At 66.2% G+C, this 20,598-nt stretch carries 19 protein-coding genes; 8 read left to right on the top strand and 11 right to left on the bottom strand.

Annotated elements, in window-relative coordinates; genetic code table 11:
• Positions 1–140 precede the first annotated feature (140 nt).
• Both QX132_RS27895 and QX132_RS27890 read right to left on the bottom strand, forming a co-directional pair.
• Positions 141–1,169, bottom strand: a complete 1,029-nt coding sequence (locus QX132_RS27895; RefSeq protein WP_316163365.1) for a cyclopropane-fatty-acyl-phospholipid synthase family protein — start codon at positions 1,167–1,169, stop codon at positions 141–143.
• A gap of 12 nt (positions 1,170–1,181) precedes the next feature.
• Complete coding sequence (locus tag QX132_RS27890) at positions 1,182–1,994, bottom strand: DUF1295 domain-containing protein (protein WP_316163364.1); 813 nt, start codon at positions 1,992–1,994, stop codon at positions 1,182–1,184.
• Positions 1,995–2,176: 182 nt separating this feature from the next.
• Between QX132_RS27890 and QX132_RS27885 the strand changes: the two genes are divergently transcribed.
• The 3 genes from QX132_RS27885 to QX132_RS27875 all read left to right on the top strand — a co-directional run bounded on the left by QX132_RS27885 (position 2,177) and on the right by QX132_RS27875 (position 4,810).
• Positions 2,177–3,166: a flagellar motor protein MotA gene (locus QX132_RS27885; RefSeq protein WP_315734443.1), complete on the top strand. Its 990-nt coding sequence runs from the start codon at positions 2,177–2,179 to the stop codon at positions 3,164–3,166.
• Positions 3,167–3,208: 42 nt separating this feature from the next.
• Positions 3,209–4,237, top strand: a complete 1,029-nt coding sequence (locus tag QX132_RS27880; protein WP_315734445.1) for a peptidoglycan -binding protein — start codon at positions 3,209–3,211, stop codon at positions 4,235–4,237.
• A 123-nt stretch (positions 4,238–4,360) separates the two neighbouring features.
• Positions 4,361–4,810 carry a GNAT family N-acetyltransferase gene (locus QX132_RS27875; RefSeq protein ID WP_315775430.1) on the top strand — a complete coding sequence of 150 codons (450 nt, stop codon included), beginning with the start codon at positions 4,361–4,363 and terminating at the stop codon, positions 4,808–4,810.
• A 202-nt stretch (positions 4,811–5,012) separates the two neighbouring features.
• On the opposite strand, the gene QX132_RS27870 is transcribed toward QX132_RS27875, so the two are convergent.
• Together QX132_RS27870 and QX132_RS27865 are read right to left on the bottom strand one after the other, a co-directional pair.
• Positions 5,013–5,213, bottom strand: a complete 201-nt coding sequence (locus QX132_RS27870) for a hypothetical protein (protein WP_006614616.1) — start codon at positions 5,211–5,213, stop codon at positions 5,013–5,015.
• Between the two features lie 146 nt (positions 5,214–5,359).
• Complete coding sequence (locus tag QX132_RS27865; protein ID WP_315813647.1) at positions 5,360–7,216, bottom strand: ABC transporter ATP-binding protein/permease; 1,857 nt, start codon at positions 7,214–7,216, stop codon at positions 5,360–5,362.
• 223 nt (positions 7,217–7,439) lie between these two features.
• Here QX132_RS27865 and rpmE point away from each other — a divergent pair, with 223 nt between their 5' ends.
• On the top strand, positions 7,440–7,667 hold the full coding sequence (gene rpmE / locus QX132_RS27860; RefSeq protein WP_015664357.1) for a 50S ribosomal protein L31: 228 nt from the start codon (positions 7,440–7,442) through the stop codon (positions 7,665–7,667).
• Between the two features lie 156 nt (positions 7,668–7,823).
• Here rpmE and QX132_RS27855 read toward each other — a convergent pair whose 3' ends face one another.
• Both QX132_RS27855 and QX132_RS27850 read right to left on the bottom strand, forming a co-directional pair.
• Positions 7,824–8,336: a DUF1465 family protein gene (locus tag QX132_RS27855; RefSeq protein WP_315713893.1), complete on the bottom strand. Its 513-nt coding sequence runs from the start codon at positions 8,334–8,336 to the stop codon at positions 7,824–7,826.
• A 615-nt stretch (positions 8,337–8,951) separates the two neighbouring features.
• The gene (locus QX132_RS27850) at positions 8,952–9,143 is read right to left on the bottom strand and encodes a DUF1192 domain-containing protein (RefSeq protein WP_315713892.1); all 192 of its coding nucleotides are present in this window, start codon (positions 9,141–9,143) and stop codon (positions 8,952–8,954) included.
• Between the two features lie 87 nt (positions 9,144–9,230).
• Here QX132_RS27850 and QX132_RS27845 point away from each other — a divergent pair, with 87 nt between their 5' ends.
• Together QX132_RS27845 and QX132_RS27840 are read left to right on the top strand one after the other, a co-directional pair.
• Positions 9,231–10,229, top strand: a complete 999-nt coding sequence (locus QX132_RS27845; RefSeq protein ID WP_315775431.1) for an NAD(P)H-quinone oxidoreductase — start codon at positions 9,231–9,233, stop codon at positions 10,227–10,229.
• A gap of 169 nt (positions 10,230–10,398) precedes the next feature.
• On the top strand, positions 10,399–13,278 hold the full coding sequence (locus tag QX132_RS27840) for an EAL domain-containing protein (protein WP_315783597.1): 2,880 nt from the start codon (positions 10,399–10,401) through the stop codon (positions 13,276–13,278).
• A gap of 164 nt (positions 13,279–13,442) precedes the next feature.
• Here QX132_RS27840 and QX132_RS27835 read toward each other — a convergent pair whose 3' ends face one another.
• Entirely contained in the window at positions 13,443–13,922 is a 480-nt protein-coding gene (locus QX132_RS27835; RefSeq protein WP_315775434.1) for a MarR family winged helix-turn-helix transcriptional regulator, read from the bottom strand.
• A 300-nt stretch (positions 13,923–14,222) separates the two neighbouring features.
• On the opposite strand from QX132_RS27835, the gene QX132_RS27830 reads away from it, so the two are divergent.
• Together QX132_RS27830 and QX132_RS27825 are read left to right on the top strand one after the other, a co-directional pair.
• Positions 14,223–16,079, top strand: coding sequence for a feruloyl-CoA synthase (locus QX132_RS27830; RefSeq protein ID WP_316163363.1), 1,857 nt, complete (start codon positions 14,223–14,225; stop codon positions 16,077–16,079).
• 258 nt (positions 16,080–16,337) lie between these two features.
• Positions 16,338–16,688, top strand: coding sequence for a PilZ domain-containing protein (locus QX132_RS27825; RefSeq protein ID WP_315797037.1), 351 nt, complete (start codon positions 16,338–16,340; stop codon positions 16,686–16,688).
• 16 nt (positions 16,689–16,704) lie between these two features.
• Here QX132_RS27825 and QX132_RS27820 read toward each other — a convergent pair whose 3' ends face one another.
• Genes QX132_RS27820 through QX132_RS27805 form a run of 4 tightly spaced genes read right to left on the bottom strand, consistent with a single transcriptional unit; the run spans position 16,705 to position 20,567 of the window.
• Positions 16,705–17,703, bottom strand: a complete 999-nt coding sequence (locus tag QX132_RS27820; RefSeq protein WP_315753319.1) for a dipeptide ABC transporter ATP-binding protein — start codon at positions 17,701–17,703, stop codon at positions 16,705–16,707.
• Positions 17,703–18,701, bottom strand: a complete 999-nt coding sequence (locus tag QX132_RS27815) for an ABC transporter ATP-binding protein (RefSeq protein WP_315753321.1) — start codon at positions 18,699–18,701, stop codon at positions 17,703–17,705. Before QX132_RS27815 ends, QX132_RS27820 begins: the two co-directional genes overlap by 1 nt.
• Positions 18,701–19,642 (bottom strand): ABC transporter permease, encoded by a 942-nt coding sequence (locus QX132_RS27810; RefSeq protein ID WP_315734470.1) that lies wholly within the window; start codon positions 19,640–19,642, stop codon positions 18,701–18,703. Before QX132_RS27810 ends, QX132_RS27815 begins: the two co-directional genes overlap by 1 nt.
• Positions 19,608–20,567, bottom strand: coding sequence for an ABC transporter permease (locus QX132_RS27805; RefSeq protein ID WP_315783606.1), 960 nt, complete (start codon positions 20,565–20,567; stop codon positions 19,608–19,610). The genes QX132_RS27810 and QX132_RS27805 overlap by 35 nt, the downstream gene beginning before the upstream one ends.
• Positions 20,568–20,598: the final 31 nt, after the last annotated feature.

Here is a 20,598-nt window from a genome sequence, read left to right as displayed (position 1 = left end):
CGAACTACGTGACTGATAGATCAAGATTTTTTTGGACTCACCTAATTGTGAGTGCTTTGTGGCAGCAGGTTCCCCGCAGAATCCGCACAGTGAAACGCGAATCTCCTTCGGAGCTGCGGCATCCCGCCGCAGCGAACAAATTAGTTCGCCGGCCGCAGGCGGTAGTGACTGACGCCCCATTCACGGCCTTCGTCGTGCCCGAACAGACCCGCGGTGGCGAGGAAGAACCAGCGCCAGCGGCGCATCCACAGCGCCGTGTCGTCGCCATAGACCGGCTGCAGCACCTGCAGGATGCGGTTGTAGTCGGCATCGAAATTGGCCAGCCAGTCCCGTGCCGTGCGCTGATAATGCGTGCCGCTCCAGCACCATTCCTTCTCGACCGCGAACAGATCCGCATACTGCCGGATCAAGGTGTGGCTCGGCATGATGCCGCCGGTGAAGAAATGCTGCGCGATCCAGTCCTCGCGATCGTTGCGGTCGAACAGGTAGGATCCGGTGCGGTGGGTGAAGATGTGCATGAACAGGCGGCCGTCCGGCGCGAGCCATGATCTGACCCGCCACAGCAGCTCGCGCCAGTTCATCATGTGCTCGAACATCTCCACCGAGACGATGCGATCGAACCGCGCGTCGGGAGCGAACCCGTTCATGTCGGCGGTGATGACCCGCAAATTGAGCAGGCCGCGCGCGGCCGCCATCTCCTCGATCGCGCGGCGCTGCGAATGGGAGTTCGACACCGCCGTGATCTTCGCATGCGGGAACTGCCGGGCCATGAACAGCGACAGCGAGCCACAGCCGCAGCCGAGCTCGAGAACGCTCTGGCCGTCCTGCAGATCGGCATTGGCGACGGTCTGGCGCAGCGCCTCCTCCTCCGCCTCCTGCAGGGTCGAGACCGGCTCCTTGTAGAAGCAGCAGGAATATTTGCGGTTCGGCCCGAGCACGCGGGCGAAGAACGCCGCCGGCACCTCGTAGTGCTGGCTGTTCGCCGCGTCGGTATGCTCGGCGATCGGGCGCATCGTCAGCAGGCGGGCGAACTCTGCATCACCCATTGCATCGGCCCCGCCCAGCCGCGCCGCGGTGCGTGCGCACAATTCGGAGATCGCTGAGCGGATGACGGCGTCGGGCAGCGGCACACGCTCGGCGGCGCCGATGATGGTCGAGATGAAGCTCATGCAGTGGCTCCGTTACTTCGTAAAAGGATTTGGCGGCAGGGGAAAGAACGCGCTGGTGCGCGCCTGGTAGGCCCGGTAGCGGTCACCGCGCGAGCGCAGCATCTGCTGCTCCAGCGGCGGGATGCCGGTGACGTGGACCAGGATCCAGTACATGAACAACGGCGCGAGCAGGCTGGCGAAGCCCCACGGATGGTCGAACGACAGCGCGATGACCGGATAGGACAGCCAGCACACCCACTCGAAGAAATAGTTGGGATGGCGCGACCAGCGCCACAGGCCGACGTCGCACACCTTGCTCTTGTTGGCGGGATCGGCGCGGAACGCCTTGAGCTGGGCATCGGCCAGTCCCTCGCCGGCGATGCCTGCGAACAGCACGAAGATGCCGAGATAGTCCTGCAGACGCAGCTCGGCGGCCGGCGCATGGGCCGCGACGAACATCGCGAACACCAGCGGGATCGAGCCCCAGGCCTGCTGCTGCAGGAACAGGAACATGCGCCGCGGTGCGGCCGCGCCCCATTGCCGGGCGAACTCCGCATAGCGCGGGTCGTCGGACATGCCGCGGCTGCGTGCTGCGACATGGCCGCCGAGCCGCAGCGACCAGACCGCCACCAGCACCGCGACCAGCCACTGCCGTGCGTTGGGGGCCGCGCCGCCGGCGGGCCAGATCGCGCCCGCGGCGCCGACCAGCCCGACGGAAAATGTCCAGATCGTGTCGACCCAGCCGGAGTTGCCGCTGCGCTGCTGCACGACCCAGGCGAGCCCCATCAGCACCGACATCGCCGCGGCCATCGCCAGGAGCGCTTGCAGATATTCAACGACGGTCATGACAAAGCCAGGGCGTTCCCGCTAGATATGAGCCACGGGACTAACTACGCCGCGGATGCCCGCCGGTTTCAGCCATAGTTCCGCGCAGGGGACGGGGATTGCGCCGATCGCGGCTTTTTTCCCGCTGCTGCTGTGCCATAGTGGATTTTAGGGACCGGTCCCCGCAACGGATGTCATCGACAATGCCTCAAGGCTCCCCTTCCCGCTCCGCGATGGACGTCGAAATGACCAAATTGTCCTCGCCCCGGATCTTCCTGGTGCGGATGCTGGTCTTCCTGGTGCTGTGCGCGCTGGTCGGCGTCGTGCTCTACAAGCAGATCATCATGGCGTTCTTCGCCAATCCCGGCCTCAACGCCCTGATCGGGGCGGTGCTGCTGATCGGCGTCATCCTGTCGTTCCGACAGGTGGTCCGGCTCTATCCGGAAGTGTCCTGGGTCAACAATTTCCGCATCGCCGATCCCGGCCTGGCGGTGCCTCGCCACCCGGTCCTGCTGGCGCCGATGGCCGCCATCCTCGGCCGCGAGCGCTCGGGGCGGATGTCGATCTCACAGCAGACCATGCGCCACCTGCTCGACTCGATCGCTACGCGCCTGGACGAGGCCCGCGACATCTCGCGCTACATGACCGGCCTGCTGGTGTTCCTCGGCCTGCTCGGCACGTTCTGGGGTCTGATCGAGACGGTCGGCTCGGTCGGCAAGGTGATCGAGGGCCTCAAGGTCGGTGGCGACGCCGGCGCGCTGTTCGATACGCTGAAGGGCGGCCTTGCCGCGCCGCTGGGCGGCATGGGCATCTCGTTCTCGTCCTCGCTGTTCGGCCTTGCCGGCTCGCTGATCCTCGGCTTCCTCGACCTGCAGTCGAGCCAGGCGCAGAACCGCTTCTATACCGACCTGGAAGATTGGCTCGCGGGCACCGTGCGCGAATATGGCGGGACGGGCGATACCGGGGCCGATCTCTCGGTCGCCATCGAGCGGCTGCGCACCGCCATGGAGGACGGCTCGAACCGCGGCGCCACCGCGGCGATGGCCAACCTCGCCGAGGCGATCCAGGGGCTGGTCGGGCACATGCGCACCGAGCAGCAGATGATCCGCGAATGGGCCGACGGCCAGGGCGAGCAGAACCGCGAGATCAAGCGGCTGCTGGAGCGGCTCGCGCGGCAAACCGAGAAGAGTTGAGCTGCTCCACCGGCCTGCCGAAGACGAACTAGGAGACGCTGAATGGCGCTTGCCCGTACCCGCCGTGGAGATTCCGGCCTCAACTACTGGCCGGGCTTCGTCGACGCGCTCTCGACGCTGGTGCTGTCGATCGTGTTCCTGCTGACCGTGTTCCTGGTGGTGCAGTTCTTCCTGTCGCAGGAGGTCACCGGCAAGGACAAGGCGCTGGAGCAGCTCAACGCCAAGATCGCGCAGCTCAACGAGATGCTGTCCCTGGAGAAGCTCGGCAAGCTCTCGCTGGATGACCAGGTCGCGCAACTGCGCGCCGGGCTCGCAAGCGCCGAAGCCGAGCGCGACCGCGTCAAGGGTCTCTATGACGGGCTCGCCAATGCCGGCAGCAATGCCGCCGGCCGCGCCAACGAGCTCAACCGGGCGCTCGACTCCGAGAAGCAGGTCACGGCGCGGGCGCTGGCCCAGATCGAGGTGCTCAACCAGCAGATCAGCGCATTGCGCCGCCAGCTCGCCGCGCTCGAGGATGCGCTCGATGCCTCGGAGAAGCGCGACAAGGAATCGCAGAGCCGCATCGCCGATCTCGGCTCGCGCCTCAACGTCGCGCTGGCACAGCGGGTGCAGGAGCTGACCCGCTACCGCTCGGAGTTCTTCGGCCGGCTGCGCGCCATCCTCGGCAACCGTCCCGACATTCGCGTCGTCGGCGACCGCTTCGTGTTCCAGTCCGAGGTGTTCTTCGACACGGGGCAAGCCACCCTGCTGCCCGAGGGCCAGCAGGAGCTGAACTCGGTGGCAACGGCGCTGGTCGATCTCGACAAGCAGATCCCCGCTGAGATCTCCTGGGTGCTGCGGGTCGATGGCCACACCGACGTTCGTCCGATCAACAGCCCGGTGTTCAAGTCGAACTGGGAATTGTCCTCGGCGCGCGCCATCTCGGTGGTGCAGTATCTGATCTCGCTCGGCGTGCCTGCCCAGCGCCTGGTCGCGGCCGGCTTCGCCGAATTCCAGCCGCTCGACCCCGCGAATACCGAGGATGCCTTCCGCCGCAACCGGCGCATCGAGCTGAAGCTGACGGAGCGGTGAGTTGAGACGACACGCCTCTCACCACGTCATGGCCAGGCTTGTCCCGGCCATCCAAGCCGTCGGAGGTCTCCAGGCTGGAAAGGCGTGGATGCCCGGCCCGAGGCCGGGCATGACGACCTCATCTTGACCGTGCCCTTCACTCTTCGCCCCTATCGCGCCGCCGACGAGGACGCTGCGATCGCGCTGTGGCAGGAGACGTGGCAGCTCGCTTATCCCGCCATCGACTTTGCCGCGCGGGTGCCGTGGTGGCGCGAGCGCTGGCGCAGCGAGCTGGTACCGAAGGCTGAGGTGATCGTGGCCGAGACGGAGGGCACCCTCGCCGGCTTCGTCACCATCGATGCTACCGGCTATCTCGATCAGCTCGTGGTGTCGCCCCAGCATTGGGGCTCGCCGCTGGCGACGCAGCTCGTCGACGTGGCCAAGCAGCGTTCGCCCGGCGGCATCACGCTGTTGGTCAACAAGGACAACGCCCGCGCCATTCGCTTCTACAAGCGCTGCGGCTTCGCGGAGGCCGGCGAGGACGTCAACCCGACGTCGGGCCGTCCGGTGCTGCGAATGGCGTGGACGCCTTAGAAGCGATTGGATTGCACTGCGGCGACACACACCACTGTCGTCCCGGACAACCGAGCGCAGCGAGGGCAGATCCGGGACTCATACGCCGCGGCAGAGGTTTTGCGACGAGTGGGTGTCCCTGGCATTCGGGCGCCAAACATCGGTCTGTGGTTATGGGCCCCTGCGTTCGCAGGGGCGACACCGAGGGTGCAGCGATCAGCAACTACACGCCGCGAAACAGCACGCCGATCGTCAACACCACGAACGCAATCGCCAGCGCATCGAAGGCGTGCGCGGCCGACAGCAGCGGCACCGAAGCGTGCATGTAGTGCGCGAGCATCGCGACGAGGGCGAGCACCAGCGCGATTGCGAAGATCACGAACGAGGGCGGCGTGAGGGCAAAACTGCCACGACGATAAGGCATGTCCGTTGCTCCTGTTAGGACCAGGCACGCCTGCTACGAGCGGCGCGCCATCTGTTCCGGCAGGGAACGTACAAGGCGGGAGAAAGGTTGCAGGGTCGGGAACGAGAATTCGAGGGTGTTGCCGGCCGTCCACGGTGTTGCAGGAACTACACGCCCTCGAACTGCAGCCGGGCCAGCCGCGCATAGAGACCGTTGGCCGCAACCAGCGACGTGTGGGTGCCCTGCTCGACGATGCGGCCGCGGTCCATGACCAGGATGCGGTCGCAGGACAGCACCGTGGCGAGTCGATGCGCGATCACCAGGGTGGTGCGGTCCTTCATCAGCCCCTCGAGCGCAGTCTGTACCAGCGTCTCGCTCTCGGCGTCGAGCGCCGAGGTCGCCTCGTCGAGCAGCAGCAGCGGCGCATCGCGCAGGATGGCGCGCGCGATGGCGATGCGCTGGCGCTGGCCGCCCGAGAGCGTGACGCCGCGCTCGCCGAGCGAGGTGTCGAAGCCGTTCGGCAAGCGGCGGATGAATTCGCTGGCATGAGCGAGATCGGCGGCGCGCTCGACCTCGGCGTCGGTCGCCTCGGGCCGGCCGAAGCGGATGTTCTCACGCGCACTGGCGGCGAACACCACGGATTCCTGCGGCACCAGCGCGATGCGCTCGCGCATCTTGCGCGGGTCAGCCGCGCGCACCGGCACACCGTCGAACGAGATCGAGCCGGACGCGGGATCGTAGAAGCGCAGAAGCAGATGGAACAGCGTGCTCTTGCCGGCGCCGGAGGGGCCGACGATTGCGACCTTCTCACCGGCGCGGATCACAAACGAGACATCGTCGAGAACGCAGACGTCTGGGCGACCCGGATAGGCGAAGCTGACCCGCTCGAAGCCGAGGTCGCCACGCGCCGGCTCCGGCATCGGGCGCGGTTGCGCGGGCGCCGTGATTTCCGGCTGCACGTGCAACAGCTCGAACAGCCGCTCGGCCGCGCCGGACGCCGCCGACACTTCGCCCCAGACCTCCGAGAGCTGGCCGAGCCCGGCGGCCGCGAAGGCCGCGTAGAGCACGAACTGACCGAGCCGTCCGGCGCTGATCGCACCGGTCAGCACGTCGTGCGAGCCGACCCAGAGGATCGCGACGACGCTGGAGAACACGATGAAGATGATGATCGCGGTGAGCACGCCGCGCGCCTGGGTCGAGACCCGCGCCGCCTCATAGGCCTGCTCGACCTCTCCGCCGAAGCGCGCCGCCGCGAGCCTCTCGCTGGTATAGGCCTGCACCGTCCTGATCGAACCGATCAGCTCGGACGCATAGGCCGAGGCGTCGGCGAGCGTGTCCTGGGCGTTGCGCGACAGCCGCCGGACCCAGCGCCCGAACGCCACCAGCGGCAGCACGATCAGCGGGATCGCCAGCAGCACGAAGCCGGACAGCTTCGGGCTCGTGATCACCATCATTGCGGTGGCCCCGATGAACAGCAGCAGATTGCGCAGCGCGATGGACACGGAGGCGCCCGCCGCCGATTTGATCTGGGTGGTGTCGGCGGTGAGCCGCGACACCAGCTCGCCGGAGCGCGCGGAATCGAAGAACGACGGCGACAGCGACATCAGATGCGCGAACACGTCGCGCCGGAGATCGGCGACGATGCGCTCGCCGATCGTCATGACGAGGTAGTAGCGGGCCGCGCTTGCCAGCGCGAGCACCGCCACCACGGCGATCATGACGCTGAAATAGCTGTTGATCAGTTCGATGCCTTTCGGCGTGAAGCCGAAATCGATCATGCGGCGGACCGCGATCGGGACCAGCAGCGTGGTCAGCGCCGCGACCGTGAGCGCGATCAGCGCCAGGAGGGCACGGCCGCGATAGCGCAGGACATAGGGAGACAGCGCCAGCAGCGGGCGCAGCTTCGAGCGCCGCACAGGGCTTGCCGGCTCGGCCAATGCCTCGACGGCCGCAACGGCATCTCCGACCGGATCCTGCCCTGGGGCAGCGCCCTGCCGCTCGTCAAGCCGTTCCACTACGCTCATGGGCCACCTGAGAATTGTTCCAAATACCGATCTGCCGTCCTGATAGGCCTGCCGGGCCGGGCTTGGCAAATCCGGAAACGTACCAAGGTGTTCATCCGCGACCTTGGCTTGTTTTGGGCAGAACCTTGGGCTATAGAGCCCGGCAATTGTCCCCCTTCAGTGACGACAGGATCAGGCGCGGCCGCGCCGCATCATGTCTTCGCATCGTGCCGTAGGATCAGCCATGAAAGCCGACATTCACCCGAATTATCATACGATTACGGTCGTGATGACCGATGGCACCGAGTACCAGACCCGCTCGACCTGGGGCAAAGAGGGCGACAAGCTCAACCTCGACATCGACCCCAAGTCGCACCCGGCGTGGACCGGCGGCACCCAGCAGCTGATGGATCGCGGCGGCCGCGTCTCCCGCTTCCAGAAGAAGTTCCAGGGCTTCCTCAAGAAGGATTGATGCCTTCTTGCCCCGGTACCGGCCTTCCTGGCCTGCGCCTGATGAACAGCTCACAGCAAAACGCCCCCGGAGACGGGGGCGTTTTTGTTTCTGGGCTGGTCGCAACGAGACCTTCGGCTGGGGGAGCGGCCCGGCGGGGCCGCCCGATGCCGGGGCCTACTGCTCGAACGCGGCCTTCAGCCGGTTGAGATGCGGCACCAGAGGATTGCCGATCGCGCTCTGGTCCGGCGGCGGGGAATGAATGGTCGAGTCGAGCCGGCGGACCCGCACCTGCAAGCTCATCGAGCGCGAGATCAGGCTCTGCAGCTGCTGCGGCAGCTTCTCCAGCAGATCATCCGGCCCGGGATCTGCAGCGGTCAGCTTGACCTTGGTCTTCTCGCGGTTGGCCTGGCTCAGGGTCATCTCGCCCTCCTTCACCGCGCGGTGCAGGAGCAGCCAGGACGCCAGTTGCATCAGGCGGGTGGTGAGACGCATGCTCTCGGTCGCGTAGGTCAGGCTGACGGCGCGGTCGAGCGCCTTGGCCTCGTTGCGGCCGTCGCCATCGAGATAGGCGGCGGTCTCCTCGACCAGATCCATGCCTTCCCGGAACAGCGCGCCGAATGCAGCAGAATTGGTGAGCCGCTCGTTGAACTGAACCAGAGCGCCATCGCCCAGCAAACGGTCCGACATGGTTAACGCCTCTTAAACGCGACTGTTTACGCAACCCGGCAACGACGCCGGTATGATGAACAAATCATTGCGCGGCCGGTTTCGAGAGTCCAGCAGCAACGCCTTTTATGGTTTCCACGGCGTGGGCCATGCCGTGCCCTCGTACCACTTGCGACTGCAACACGGCCGATCGCGGCCGAGTCGCACGATCAGCTCAACTAGCAACCATGATCACGGCAATAGTTTGCAGTCGTCGAACGAGGATCGTCACGCCTGCCGCGGCGCACAGGATTTTCGCGCGCGACCTGCTGGCGACCGAAGACCGGCACGGGCGCAATGAGCAGACACGACGTTCGTTCCACGATCGCCGCCTGCGCATGGGGGAGCGCGCCAAGGACGACCGCCCGGTTCGCCCGGCTCGGCGCGGGCGCAAAAAAAAAGAGCCGCCGTTTCCGGCGGCTTTGAAGTTGATAACAGGGAGGCGTCAAACAGAGTGGACAGGAGCCACTCGGTGTCCAAACGAGGACGGTTTCGGTTGTAAACGCGAAAGCTTAATCAACCGTAAATGGCGAAAATTTTTCAATCTTCGTTAGCCATGTCGGCCACTGGCCGACCGTGTTTCTACGGCCGCGAGGTTCACGACTTGAAGATGCTGGCGGCGGCATCACGCGAGGCGCGCTTTTTCGCCACCGCCTGCTCGATGCGCTCGATCTCGGCGCGGAGCAGCGCCACCCGGCTGGTCAGCTCCTCGACCGACAGCATCGACAGATCCTGCCCGATCTCGTGCGAAACGGCCTTGCGCGGCCGATCGTCGTCCTCGTTCGCCATCTCACCCTCCTCCCGGTTGCCAGCCATGCCCCGGCTGGCTTAAGCACGCGGCAGCACCCGCTTTCAGCCCTCGCCGAAGGATTTCTCATGGAACAGCTGCCCGCGCAAATGACCGTGGTCGCCATCAGCCAGCCGGGCGGACCCGAGGTGCTCAAGCCGGAAACCCGGCCCGTCCCCAAGCCCGGCCCCGGCGAGATCCTGATCAAGGTGAAGGCCGCCGGCGTTAACCGTCCCGACGTCGCCCAGCGCTCCGGGAGCTATCCGCCGCCGCCCGGCGCCAGCGACCTGCCGGGGCTGGAAGTGGCCGGGGAGGTCGTGGCCCTCGGCGAGGGCGCCGTCCGGCACAAGCTCGGCGACACCGTGATGTCCCTGGTCGCCGGCGGCGGCTATGCGCAATATTGCATCGCACAAGATGCGCAGGCGATGGCGGTCCCCTCCGCGCTCTCAATTCTGGAAGCCGGCGCTCTGCCCGAGACCCTGATGACGGTCTGGCACAACGTGTTCGAGCGCGGCGGCCTCAAGCAGGGCGAGACCCTGCTGGTGCATGGCGGCTCTTCCGGCATCGGCACCATGGCGATCCAGCTCGCCAAGGCGTTCGGCGGCAAGGTGCTGGTCACCGTCGGCTCGCAGGACAAGGCCGACGCCTGCGTCAAGCTCGGCGCCGACCGCGCCATCAACTACAAGACCGAGGATTTCGTCGCCGTGGTCAAGGAGGCGACCGGCGGCAAGGGCGCCAACGTCATCCTCGACATGGTCGGCGGCGACTACATCGAGCGCAACTACGACGCCGCGGCCACCGATGGCCGCATCGTCCAGATCGCCTTCCTGGGTAGCCCGAAGGCGACCGTCAATTTCGTCAAGCTGATGGTCAAGCGCCTGACCCATACCGGATCCACGCTGCGCCCGCGCAGCAACGCCGACAAGGCGGCGATGGTGGCGGCGATCGAGGCCAAGGTGATGCCGTTCCTGCGCGAGGGCCGCATCAAGCCGCTGATGGACTCGACCTTTCCCCTCGTGGATGCAGCGAAAGCGCATGCACGCATGGAGACGAGCCAACATATTGGCAAAATTGTGTTGGAAATCTAGGTGCAGTCTAAACAGAGCGTGTTTGGAAACTCTTTGATTCTCCTCGCTTTCGTGCCAATGATCGCGCACATCTAAACCGTGCCTGGAACGGCTCCAATTAGCCCGGCGACGACCTCTTTCGATTTGGCTTGTTTCGCTTTGGATTGGTGTCGAACGCGGAGATTTGACATTGCGTCTGATCAGGTGCCTCGCGTCGTTGGCGGCGCTGGGCCTCGTGATGTGTGGTGCCGCTGCCCCCGCTCAGGCCGTTGACGCCGTCAGCGTTCGCAGCGACGCGCCTGCGATCGACCTCACGGGCATCCTCGATCATCAGCGCAGCGAGAACGACCGCATCCAGGTCTCGACCGCGCCCGGCACCGACGGCATCGTCCGCCGCATTGAGGTGCGGGCGCGCGAGGGCGGCCAGAACTGGATCGTGTTCGCACTGGCCAACAATACCGACGACCAGCTCGACCGCCTGATCGTGGCACCGCACTACCGCGTGGTCGGCTCCGGCGTGCTCTGGCCCGATCTCGGCCTGTCGCGCATCGCCACCATCACGCCCTCGGTCGGCGACCTGCCGGAGCGGCAGGAGAGCCCGACCGCCGACGTCTTCCGCGTCACCCTCGATCCCGGCTCGGTCGTCACCTTCGTGGCCGAGCTGCGCACCGACAAGCTGCCGCAGCTCTATCTGTGGGAGCCCGAGGCCTACAAGGACAAGGTCAACTCGTTCACGCTGTACCAGGGCATCGTGATCGGCATCTCCGGGCTTCTCGCGCTCGTGCTCACGATCCTGTTCGTGGTCAAGGGCAGCATCATGTTCCCGGCGGCCGCGGCGCTGGCCTGGGCGGTGCTGGTCTATATCGGCGTCGATTTCGGCTTCTGGGGCAAGGTCCTGGACATGTCGAACAATGCCGAGCGCGTCTGGCGCGCCGCGGGCGAGGCGATCCTGGCGGCGACCCTGCTGGTGTTCCTGTTCGCCTATCTCAATCTGTCGCGCTGGCACGTCCGCTACTCGCACATCACGCTGGGCTGGCTGTTCTTCCTCGGCTCGCTGGTCGCGGTGGCGCTGTTCGATCCGGCGGTCGCCTCGGGCATCGCACGGATGTCGCTGCTGCTGATCGCGGTCCTTGGCTTCGCACTGATCGTCTATCTCTCCAGCCACGGCTTCGACCGCGCGGTGCTGCTGATCCCGACCTGGTTCCTGCTCACGGTGTGGGTCGCCGCCGCCGGCATGACGGTCGCAGGTCAGGTCACCAACGACATCGTCGGCCCGGCCCTGCTCGGCGGCCTCGTGCTGATCGTGATGCTGATCGGCTTCACCGTGATGCAGCACGCCTTCGCCGGCGGCGGCGCCACCACCGGCATCGTCTCCGACGTCGAGCGCCGCGCGCTGGCCCTGGCCGGCTCCGGCGACCTGATCTGGGACTGGGACGTCTCCGCCGACAAGGTGTTCACCAGCCCGGAGACCGAGAGCCTGCTCGGCCTGAAGCGCGGCACACTGGAAGGCCCGGCCGCGAAATGGCTCGAGGTGCTGCATCCGCTCGATCAGGACCGCTTCCGCGCCGCGCTCGACAGTGTCCTCGACCAACGCCGCGGCCGCCTGGTGCAGGACTTCCGGCTGCGCACGCCCGACGGCCATTTCATGTGGTTCGCGCTCAAGGCGCGCCCCGTGGTCGGCTCGGACGGCGAGGTCTCGCGCGTGGTCGGCACGCTCACCGACGTGACCGAGTTCAAGAATGCCGAGGAGCGCCTGCTCCACGATTCCGTGCACGACAATCTGACCGGCCTGCCCAACCGCAAGCTGTTCATCGACCGTCTCGCCGCCGTCGCCAATTTCGCCAAGTCGATGCCGGCGATGCGGCCGACCCTGATGGTGATCGATCTCGACCGCTTCAAGCAGGTCAACGACTCTGTCGGCATCGCGGTCGGCGATTCCATCCTGCTGACCCTGGCGCGGCGGCTGTCGCGCATCCTCAAGCCCCAAGATACGTTGGCCCGGCTCGCAGGCGATCAGTTCGGCCTGATCCTGCTGTCCGAGCAGGACCCCGCCCGCATCACCGCGTTTGCCGAGACCATCCGCAAGACCATCCGCGCGCCGATCGCCTTCAACGAGCGCGAGATCTTCCTGACCGCCTCGATCGGCCTTGCTCTGTCCGACCCGCAGACGCAGCTGTCGGAGGACATCATCAAGGATGCGGAGCTTGCGATGTATCACTCCAAGCGCATCGGCGGCGACCGCATCGACGTCTACAAGCCGGCGATGCGGGCGCGCAAGAACGACCGCCTGACGTTGGAGAGCGAGCTGCGCCGCTCGATCGAGCGCCAGGAGATCACGATCCTGTACCAGCCGATCGTGCGGCTGGAGGATCGCTCGATCGCCGGCTTCGAGGCCCTGGCGCGCTGGGATCATCCGAAGCTCGGGCGGATGTCACCGATCGAGTTCATCACCATCGCCGAGGAGATCGGCCTGATCGTCGATCTCGGCACCTTCGTGCTCGACCAGACCGCGCGCCAGCTCGCGGTGTGGCAGCGCGCGACGCGGCTGCGCGAGCCGATCTTCGCCAGCGTCAACGTCTCCTCGCGCCAGCTCCTGCGCCACGACCTGATCCACGACATCCGCTCGGTGCTGGCGCGCTCCTCGGTCGCGCGGGGCTCGCTCAAGATCGAGCTGACGGAATCGCTGGTGATGGAGAACCCGGAGCACGCCGCGCAGATGCTGACGCGCATCCGCGAGCTCGGCGTCGGCCTGTCGATCGACGATTTCGGCACCGGCCATTCCTCGCTCGCCTATCTGCAGCGCTTCCCGTTCGACACCTTGAAGATCGACCAGTCGTTCGTGCGCACCACCGCGCGCGGCACGCGGCCGGTGATCCTCAAATCGATCATCGCGCTGGCGCACGATCTCGGCATGGACGTGGTGGCGGAAGGCGCGGAGACCGACTCCGATGCCGTCGAGCTCTATCAGCTCGGCTGCGAATACGCCCAGGGCTACGCCTTCGGCGAGCCGATGGACGCCGACGCCGCGATGCGGCTTCTCACGGAAGAGCGGCTGGAAGCGGCGAGCTGAGAGCTGCAATGCATCCAGCATGGCAACAGCCTCAGGATGCATCTTTCATTTTGCTTCGTTTGAGGTAGAGTTACCGCGGTACCGCGTAAAGGGTGCCGTGTGAGTGATGACCAATGCGTGCTTGCGGGGCAGAAGGCTCGCGACATGGCCCGTTCGCGACGAGCCTAGTCCGTCTCGAACTGCGACAGCGCCGTGAGCGCGCGGCGATAATTGTCGCCCCCGAGCCGGCGTGCCACCCGCTTCTCGTGCGCGGCGACCAGTGCATTGGCCTTCTTGAGAATCAGGCGACCACGCGGCGTCAGGCCGAGCGCATGGGCCCTGCGGTCGTGCTCGGAGCGTTCGCGCACGATCAGCCCGGCCTGCTGCAGGTCGTCGAGCAGCGCGACCATGCGCGCGCGCTCGATGCCCAGCGCGCCGGCGATCGCGATCTGCGCGGCGCCGGGATTGGCCGCGATCGTCTCCAGGATCGAATAGAGGATGACGTCGAGGTCGACGGCCGCGAGCGCGGCGTTGACGTCGCGGAAGATCCAGTGCTGCAGGCGGCGGACGAAATAGCCGAGATGGCTCTCGAGCTCACCGAGACCGATCCCGGAAACCCGGCTGGCTGCGTCTCGCTGCGCTCCGGCGCTCGCACTCTTGGGCATGCTGGCTCGCTGACATGAAGCATCCCTGCCTAGACCGATGCCGTCGCAAGGGCAAGCCGCCGCAATTGGTCACATCCACAATAATTGCAAAATACAACCATTCTGTTAGTCTCGCGATCAACGACTACAATATGGGAGGGAGACGCATGCCGTCATTCATGGCGACGGCTGCCTGCATTGCGACCGCAATGCGGCGGCACATTGCACCCGATCGCAGCGCCTGTTGCGCAGCATTCTCCTTCCCCACTCCCTCCCGCATTGCATCGTCCGCAATCACGGCCCGCAGCGCGGAGACGCGCCATGGTTGATGCAGAACGCCGGCCATCCGGGCCTGCGATGTTCGCCGAGCCGTCGATCGAGGCCGTCAGGCGTGACGACGGCGCGATCATCCTGCGCTCGCGCATGCCGTTGCAGCCGGCCGCGCGCTGCACCGGCGAATGGCTGGAGCATTGGGGCCACCATTTCCCGGATCGCACGTTCCTGGCCGAACGCCGTGGCGACAACTGGACCTGGCTGACCTACGGCGAAACATTGATGCAGGTCCGCGCCGCCGCGGCCTGGATGCTCGCGCAGGGCCTTGGTCCGGAGCGTCCGCTCGCGATCCTGTCCGACAACAGCATCGCCCATGCCGTGCTGGCGCTCGCAGCGCAGCATGTCGGCATCCCCGTCTGCGCGATCTCGCCGGCCTATTCGCTGATGTCGACGGATCACGAGAAGCTGCGCGCGATGATCCGTCTGCTCGATCCAGGCACCATCTTCGTCGCGCAGCGCGAGCCGTTCGCGCGCGCGCTCGCGGCCGTCGACGGCCTGCATCGGGCAACGATCATTGCCGGTGACGGCGATGGAACGAGCGCGGTGCCGCTGCAGACCCTGCTCGCGACGAAGCCCGGCGCCGAGGTCGACCGCGCCTTCGCCGCGGTCACGCCGGACACGGTGGCCAAGCTGCTGTTCACCTCCGGCTCGACCGGGCAGCCGAAAGCGGTGATCAACACGCACCGGATGCTGACCATGAGCCAGCAGGCCAAGGCGCAGCTCTGGACCTTCCTGCGCGAGGTCGAGGGCGGCCCCGTCATCGTCGACTGGCTGCCATGGAGTCACACCTTCGGCGCCAACCACAATTTCAACCTGGTGCTGAGCCACGGCGGGTCGATCTACATCGACGGCGGCAAGCCGGCGCCCGGCCTGTTCGAGACCTCGCTCGCCAATTTGCGCAGCCTGGTGCCGACGATCTATTTCAACGTGCCGCGCGGCTTCGACATGCTGGTCGCGGCACTCAGGGCCGATGACGATCTACGCCGCAGATTTTTCTCCGGCGTCAGGTGCATCCTCTATGCGGCCGCGGCCCTGCCGCAAAATCTGTGGGATGCGCTCAACGAGATGAGCCGGGCCACGATCGGCCGTCCTGCACCGCTGGTGTCGGCGTGGGGCGCCACCGAGACATCGCCGCTCGCGACCGACTGCCACTTCTTCGCCGAGCGCGCCGGCAACATCGGCGTGCCGATCCCCGGCACCGAGCTCAAGCTGGTGCCGACCGGCGAGAAGCTCGAGGTCCGCGTGCGCGGGCCGAACGTGATGCCGGGCTATTGGAAGGCGCCCGAGCTCACGGCCGCGGCTTTCGACGAGGAGGGCTTCTACAAGATCGGCGACGCCGTGAAGCTCGCAGATCCCGAGCATCCGGAGCGCGGCCTGTTCTTCGACGGCCGCATCACCGAGGATTTCAAGCTCAGCTCCGGGACATGGGTGAACGTCGGCGCGCTGCGCATTGCCGGCATCGCGGCGCTGGCGCCGTTGGCGCAGGATATCGTGATCGCAGGCCACGGCACCGACGAGGTGCACTTTCTCATCGTGCCCAACATCGCAGCGTGCCGCGCCGCCGCTGGGCTGACCGAGACGGCCGCAGCCAGCGACGTTCTGGCGCATCCATCGGTGCGCACTGCCATCGCGCGAGGATTGGCTAAGCTTCGCACTGAGGCGGTCGGCTCGTCGCGCTATGCGACCCGTGCGCTATTGATGGCCGAGCCGCCCTTGCTCGATGCCGGCGAGATCACTGACAAGGGCTATGTCAACCAGCGCGCGGTGCTCACCCGCCGCGCTGATCTGGTCGCACGACTGAAGGATGAAACCGCGACCGAGCTGATCAGGCCTGACATGTCCTGACCCAGAACTACGCAACTACTCAACACTCACAAAATGGCGTCCGTACAACTGCGGAAACGCCCCCGCGCGTACGGCAACTAGTTGCCATCCGCACTTAACCGGGCATCAACTGCGAATCCTTAAAATGGCTCGCATCTAGATTCCTCACATGTCCGGACCGCCCCATGGCTCAGCCGCGTTGAGGTCTCTCGCGAGGCCAGCGAGGCCGGCCGGCGCTCGACCGATATCCGCGACGGCTCGACTGTTGTCGCCGACAAGGTGCAGCGACTGCGCACCGAACTGGTGCGGGTGATCCGGACCTCGACTGCCGACGTCGATCGCCGGCTGTCGACGCGGCTCAACATCAACCGCCAGGGCACGCTGCAGGTGAATGGCGAAGCGATCCCTGTCACCGTGCGCAACCTCTCGCTCGGCGGCGCCCTGCTCGAAGCCGTTCCGGTTCGTCTGACGATCAACACGTCGGTGACGCTTGCCATCACCGGCATGGTGTCCGATCTGCCGGGGACCGTGACCCGCGTCGGCGACCGCACCGTGTTGGTCCAGTTCGCACTGAACCCAGAGCAATCGGTGCGGCTGACGGCGCTGGTCTCGAACCGTCAGGCGGCGTAACGCGCCGCCCCCTGCCTCAACGGAAATGGCAGGCGACGAGATGCCCCTCGGCGCTTGCCTTCAATGGCGGCACTTCCTTGCTGCAGACGTCCTTGGCGATCGGGCAGCGGGTGTGAAAGTGACAGCCCGATGGTGGATTGATCGGGCTCGGCACCTCGCCCTTGAGCCGCACGCGCTTGCGCTTGACGCTCGGATCCGGGATCGGCACCGCCGACAGCAGCGCCTCGGTGTAGGGATGCTTCGGCGTCGAATAGAGCTGGCGTGACGGCGCGGTCTCGACAATGCGGCCAAGATACATCACCGCGACGCGGCGACTGATGTGCTCGACGACCGAGAGGTCGTGGGCGACGAACAGATAGGCGATGCCGAACTTCTGCTGCAGATCCTCGAGCAGGTTGATGACCTGGGCCTGGATCGACACGTCGAGCGCCGATACCGGCTCGTCGCAGATGATCAGCTTGGGCTCGACCGCGATGGCCCGCGCAATGCCGATGCGCTGGCGCTGGCCGCCGGAGAACTCATGCGGATAGCGCGTCATGTGGTCGGCCTGCAGGCCGACGGTCTCCAGGAGATGAACGATGCGCGCCTCATATTGCTGGCGTGAGGTCGCCAGCCCATGGATCGTCAGCGCCTCGCCGATGATGGCGCCGATCGTCATGCGCGGATTGAGCGAGGCGTAGGGGTCCTGGAAGATGATCTGGATGTCGCGGCGCAACGCGCGCAGCCTGTCGCCGGACAGCGCGATGACGTCCTTGCCCTCGAAGCTCAGCTCGCCCGAGCTCGGCTCGATCAGCCTGAGGACGCAGCGCCCGGTGGTCGACTTGCCGCAGCCGGACTCGCCGACGAGGCCGAAGGTCTCGCTCGGCTCGATGTGGAAGTTGACGCCGTCGACCGCGCGCACGCTGCCGATCTGGCGCTTCAATAGTCCACCGCGGATCGGAAACGCCTTGGTCAGGTTGCGCACGCTGAGCAGCGGCGCGGGGGCGGCGGGCGTGGCAATCGCAGCTTCGGTCATCACAGCAATGTCTCTTCGGCGCGGATGCACGCCACCTTGTGGCCGGGCTCGATCTCGCGCAGCTCCGGCTGCGCGCGCTTGCAATCGGGAATGGCGAAGCGGCAGCGGGAAGCGAAGCGGCAGCCCTCCGGCGGATTGACCAGCTTCGGCACGCTGCCGGGGATGCTCTCCAGCCGGCTCTTCCTGACCGCCGCAAGATCGATACGCGGGATCGAGCGGATCAGGCCCTGGGTATAGGGATGGCGCGGATTGGCGAACAGGCGATCGACCGGCGCCTCCTCGGCCACCCGGCCGGCATACATCACCACGACCCGCTGCGCGACCTCGGCCACCACGCCCATCGCGTGGGTGATCAGCATGATCGACATGCCGAGCCGCTCCTTCATATCGAGCAGCAGATCGAGGATCTGCGCCTGGATCGTGACGTCGAGGGCGGTCGTCGGCTCGTCGGCGATCAGGAGCTTGGGATTGCACGACAGCGCCATCGCAATCATCACGCGCTGGCGCATGCCGCCAGAGAAATGATGCGGATAGTCGTTCACGCGGGCTTTCGGATTGGGGATCTGCACCAGCGCCAGCATCTCGGCCGCCCGATCCATCGCCGCCTTCTTCGACAGGCCCTGATGCAGCCGGATCACCTCGGCGATCTGGTCGCCGACGGTGTAGACCGGGTTGAGCGAGGTCATCGGCTCCTGGAACACGATCGCGATCTCGCTGGCGCGGATCTTGTTCATCTCGGACGAGCCGAGCGGCACCAGGTCACGGCCCCGCCACAGGATCTGGCCGCCGGCAATGCGACCGGGCGGCATCGCGATCAGCTTCAGCACCGACATGGCCGTCACGGTCTTGCCGGAGCCGGACTCGCCGACCACGCACAGGGTCTCGCCGCTGCCGATCGAGATGTCGACGCCGTCGACGGCCTGGACCTCGCCCTCGTCGCTGTTGAAATAGGTCTTCAGCCCCTTGATCTCGAGGAGCGGAGCTACGCGGGCATCCATCACATCACCTTCCGCGGATCGAGCGCATCACGCAGGCCGTCGCCGATGAAGTTGATCGCGATCACGGTAAGGAAGATCGCGCCGCCGGCGAACAGCGCCCAATGCGGCGCGATGTCGAGATAGTCCTTGGCGTCGAACAGCAGCCGGCCCCAGGTCGGAATGTCCGGCGGGAAGCCGAGACCGAGGAACGACAGCGTCGATTCCGCGATGATCGCGGCCGCGACGTCGATGGTGCCGGCGACGATCACCGGCCCCAGCGCGTTCGGCAGGATGTGGCGGACGACGAGACGGGCGTTGGAGGCGCCGAGCGCGCGCGCGGCCTCGACGAATTCCTTCTCGCGCAGCGACAGGAATTGCGCGCGGACCAGACGCGCCACATGCATCCAGCGAAAGCCGCCGATCACGAGCACGATGAGCACGAAGACGCCGCCTTCCGGGCCGAGCCAGCCCTTCAGGAAATCGCGGAACAAATAGATGATCAGGAGCAGCAGCGGCAGTTGCGGCAGCGACAGGAACAGATCGGTCAGCCACATCAGCGCGGCATCCACCGGTCCCTTGGCCGAGCCGGCGATCGCACCGACGAGAATGCCGACGAACAGCGCCACGCCCATCGCGGCAAAGCCGACCGCGAGCGAGATGCGGCCGCCATAGATCATGCGCGCCAGCAGATCCTGGCCGAGATCGTCCGTGCCGAACGGATGCTCCCAGGACGGCGGCGCGAGGCGTGCCGTGAAGTCGATCTCGTTGATCGGAATCCGCCACAGCCACGGGCCGAGCAGGATCGAGAGCGCGAGCAGCAGCAGCACGACGATGCTGGCGGCCGCGAGGCGGTGACGGAGGAAGCGGCGGAGCGCGTCGCGGCCCGGCGAGAAACGCCGTTTGGGCGATGCGGCGACCGGCGCCGTCTCAACGGAAGGAGATGCGTGGGTCAAGCCAGCCATACAGAATGTCTGCGATGAGGTTGAAGAGGACGACGAGGCAGGCGAACACGAAGGTCACCGCCATGATGACGGGCGTGTCGTTGGCGAGGATCGCGCTGATCAGGAGCGAGCCAATGCCGGGAATGCGGAAGATCTGCTCGGTCACGATGGCGCCGCCGAACACGGTCGGCATCTGCAGCGCCACCAGCGTCACCACCGGGATCAGCGCATTGCGCACCACGTGCTTGACGATCACCTTGCTCTCGTCGAGACCCTTGGAACGCGCGGTCGTGACGTAGTCGAGCTTGATGACGTCGAGCACGGCGGAGCGGACATAGCGGGTGTAGGACGCCGCCTGATAGAGGCCGAGCACCGTGACCGGCATGATCGCCTGCTTGATGCTCTCCCACCACCATTGCCAGCCGGTGGCGCTGAGGTCGGCGCGATAGACGAACGGCAGCCAGCCGAGATTGACGCTGAAGATCAGGATCAGCAGCAGGCCGGTGAAGAAGGTGGGCAGCGAGAAGCCGATGAAGGCGAAGGTGTTGGCGATCTGGTCGAAGATCGAATAGGGCCGCCGCGCCGCGAGCACGCCCACCGGCAGCGCCACCGCCAGCGCCAGGATCTGCGCGGTACCGACCACGTAGAGCGTGGTCGGTATCCGCTGCAGGATCAGCGTGTCGACGTTGACGCGACTGGCGAAGGAGAAGCCCCAGTCGCCCTGGAACATGGCGACCAGCCAGTGGACATAGCGCAACAGCACGGGATCGTTCATCCCGAACTTGATGCGCAGCGCCTCGCGCACCTCGGGCGGCACGTTCGGGTTGCTCGCGAGCTCGCCGAATGGATCGCCCGGTGCCAGCGCGAGCAGCACGAACAGAATGAGACTGATGCCGAGCAGGCTCGGCACAGCGACGATGAGGCGCCTGAGAAGATAGTTTCCCATCGCTCCACCCCTACGATGTCTGGCTGGTCAT

Origin of the sequence: Bradyrhizobium sp. SZCCHNRI20481, from assembly GCF_032485055.1 — a bacterium.
Classification (GTDB): Bacteria; Pseudomonadota; Alphaproteobacteria; order Rhizobiales; family Xanthobacteraceae; genus Bradyrhizobium.
This window is presented reverse-complemented; position numbering and strand designations above follow the sequence as displayed.

Excerpts from the sequence above, each read along its gene's own strand:
- QX132_RS27895 (WP_316163365.1), bottom strand. The coding sequence starts at position 1,169 with ATGAGCTTCATCTCGACCATCATCGGCGCCGCCGAGCGTGTGCCGCTG.
- QX132_RS27890 (WP_316163364.1), bottom strand. The coding sequence starts at position 1,994 with ATGACCGTCGTTGAATATCTGCAAGCGCTCCTGGCGATGGCCGCGGCG.
- QX132_RS27885 (WP_315734443.1), top strand. The coding sequence starts at position 2,177 with ATGCCTCAAGGCTCCCCTTCCCGCTCCGCGATGGACGTCGAAATGACC.
- QX132_RS27880 (WP_315734445.1), top strand. The coding sequence starts at position 3,209 with ATGGCGCTTGCCCGTACCCGCCGTGGAGATTCCGGCCTCAACTACTGG.
- QX132_RS27870 (WP_006614616.1), bottom strand. The coding sequence starts at position 5,213 with ATGCCTTATCGTCGTGGCAGTTTTGCCCTCACGCCGCCCTCGTTCGTG.
- QX132_RS27865 (WP_315813647.1), bottom strand. The coding sequence starts at position 7,216 with ATGAGCGTAGTGGAACGGCTTGACGAGCGGCAGGGCGCTGCCCCAGGG.
- rpmE (WP_015664357.1), top strand. The coding sequence starts at position 7,440 with ATGAAAGCCGACATTCACCCGAATTATCATACGATTACGGTCGTGATG.
- QX132_RS27855 (WP_315713893.1), bottom strand. The coding sequence starts at position 8,336 with ATGTCGGACCGTTTGCTGGGCGATGGCGCTCTGGTTCAGTTCAACGAG.
- QX132_RS27850 (WP_315713892.1), bottom strand. The coding sequence starts at position 9,143 with ATGGCGAACGAGGACGACGATCGGCCGCGCAAGGCCGTTTCGCACGAG.
- QX132_RS27845 (WP_315775431.1), top strand. The coding sequence starts at position 9,231 with ATGGAACAGCTGCCCGCGCAAATGACCGTGGTCGCCATCAGCCAGCCG.
- QX132_RS27835 (WP_315775434.1), bottom strand. The coding sequence starts at position 13,922 with ATGCCCAAGAGTGCGAGCGCCGGAGCGCAGCGAGACGCAGCCAGCCGG.
- QX132_RS27830 (WP_316163363.1), top strand. The coding sequence starts at position 14,223 with ATGGTTGATGCAGAACGCCGGCCATCCGGGCCTGCGATGTTCGCCGAG.
- QX132_RS27820 (WP_315753319.1), bottom strand. The coding sequence starts at position 17,703 with ATGACCGAAGCTGCGATTGCCACGCCCGCCGCCCCCGCGCCGCTGCTC.
- QX132_RS27815 (WP_315753321.1), bottom strand. The coding sequence starts at position 18,701 with ATGGATGCCCGCGTAGCTCCGCTCCTCGAGATCAAGGGGCTGAAGACC.
- QX132_RS27810 (WP_315734470.1), bottom strand. The coding sequence starts at position 19,642 with ATGGCTGGCTTGACCCACGCATCTCCTTCCGTTGAGACGGCGCCGGTC.
- QX132_RS27805 (WP_315783606.1), bottom strand. The coding sequence starts at position 20,567 with ATGGGAAACTATCTTCTCAGGCGCCTCATCGTCGCTGTGCCGAGCCTG.